Origin of the sequence: Nocardia farcinica (genome assembly GCF_029867845.1) — a bacterium.
Classification (GTDB): Bacteria; Actinomycetota; Actinomycetes; order Mycobacteriales; family Mycobacteriaceae; genus Nocardia; species Nocardia farcinica_A.
The window spans coordinates 1-1565 of record NZ_JARWRU010000611.1 but is presented as its reverse complement, the minus strand read 5'-3'; the positions used below and the strand labels follow the sequence as shown (position 1 = coordinate 1565).

At 71.2% G+C, this 1565-nt stretch carries 2 protein-coding genes; both read left to right on the top strand.

Annotated elements, in window-relative coordinates; all coding sequences use genetic code 11:
• Positions 1-279, top strand: a 279-nt coding sequence (locus QH283_RS13395; protein ID WP_280503328.1) for a cold shock domain-containing protein, incomplete at its 5' end; no start/stop codon positions are given.
• Between the two features lie 154 nt (positions 280-433).
• Entirely contained in the window at positions 434-1555 is a 1122-nt protein-coding gene (locus QH283_RS13390; RefSeq protein WP_280503327.1) for an ATP-dependent DNA ligase, read from the top strand.
• The last annotated feature ends 10 nt before the right edge of the window (positions 1556-1565 follow it).

Below are 1565 nucleotides of genomic sequence, written 5' to 3'. Positions count from 1 at the left end.
GAAGAACTACGGCAGGGCCGGGTCTTCGAATTCGATATGACCGAGGGCGAACGCGGGCCGAAGGCCGTCAATCTGATCGCGGTCGGCGGCGGTTCCGGGCCCGCGCCACGCGCCCGCAAGGACCGCTCCGGCGGCAGCGGCCAGCTCAGCGCGGACGAGCACCGAAGGCTGATCACCGAGCTGCTGCTCGACGCCAGCCCGGCGCTGACCGCCGGGGAGATCCTCACCATCAGGGAGCGGCTGACGGCGTTCGCCGACGAACACGGCTGGCTCGACTAGCCCGGCGAATCCCCGGAGTTGTCGGTCGTCCGGCCTACGATCGAGCCGACCCGCGCGGGGGCGATGAATTCGCGGCCGCCGCGACGTCCACAGGGGTGAGCGCGCTCGCACGAGCCGCGCGGTGACGGGGTGAGACGCCGACCGAGGAGGAAACGTGGACCTGCCGGTGATGCCGCCCGTCAAACCCATGCTGGCGAAGTCCACGCCCTCGGTGCCGGACGAACCCGGCCTGTGCTTCGAGCCGAAATGGGACGGTTTCCGCTGCGTGGTCTTCCGCGACGGCGCGGAGATCGAACTCGGCTCACGCAACGAGCGCCCGCTGACCCGCTACTTCCCCGAACTGGTCGCGCTGTTGCGCTCCGCGCTGCCCGAACGCTGCGTGCTCGACGGTGAGATCGTGATGGTCACCGAGCACGGCCTCGATTTCGACGTGCTCCAGAATCGCCTGCACCCGGCCGCCTCCAGGATCGAGAAACTGGCCGGCGAGACACCGGCCAGTTTCGTGGCCTTCGATCTGCTCGCCCTCGGCGAGGAGGATCTGACCGGCGCTCCGTTCGCCGAACGCCGGGCCAGACTGGAGGAGGTGCTCGGCTCCGACGCCGAACGCGTGCACCTCACCCCGCTCACCCGCGACCCCGAGGTGGCGCGGGACTGGTTCACCCGGTTCGAGGGCGCGGGCTTCGACGGGGTGATGGTCAAGTCCGGGGAGCTGCCCTACCAGCAGGACAAGCGGGTGATGCTCAAGGTCAAGCACGAGCGGACCGCCGACTGCGTGGTGGCCGGTTTCCGCATGCACAAGGACGGCAAGGGCGTCGGCTCGCTGCTGCTCGGGCTCTACGACGACGCGGGCAGGTTGCACCATGTCGGGGTGGCCAGCAGTTTCACCGCCGCCCGGCGGGCGGAACTGGTCGGCGAGCTCGCGCCGCTGACCGCGAACGCGCTGGAGAACCACCCGTGGCGGGAGTGGGCCGACGCCGACGCGCAGGCCGCCGTCCAGGCCGGGAGGGAAGCGAAGATGCCCGGTGGGCTCAGCCGCTGGAGCGGGGGCAAGGACCTGTCGTGGACGGCGCTGCGGCCGGAACTGGTGGCCGAGGTCCGCTACGAGCACCTGCAGTCCGGGCGGTTCCGGCACGGCGGCAGGCTGGTGCGCTTCCGGCCCGACCGCACCCCGGAGTCGTGCACCTACGCCCAGCTCGAGCAGGTGCCGCCGGCGGAGCTGGCGGCGATCTTCACCGAGACGGCCGTCGCGCGAACCGGCGCGCGGGAGAGCCGATGAACGCCGGGAG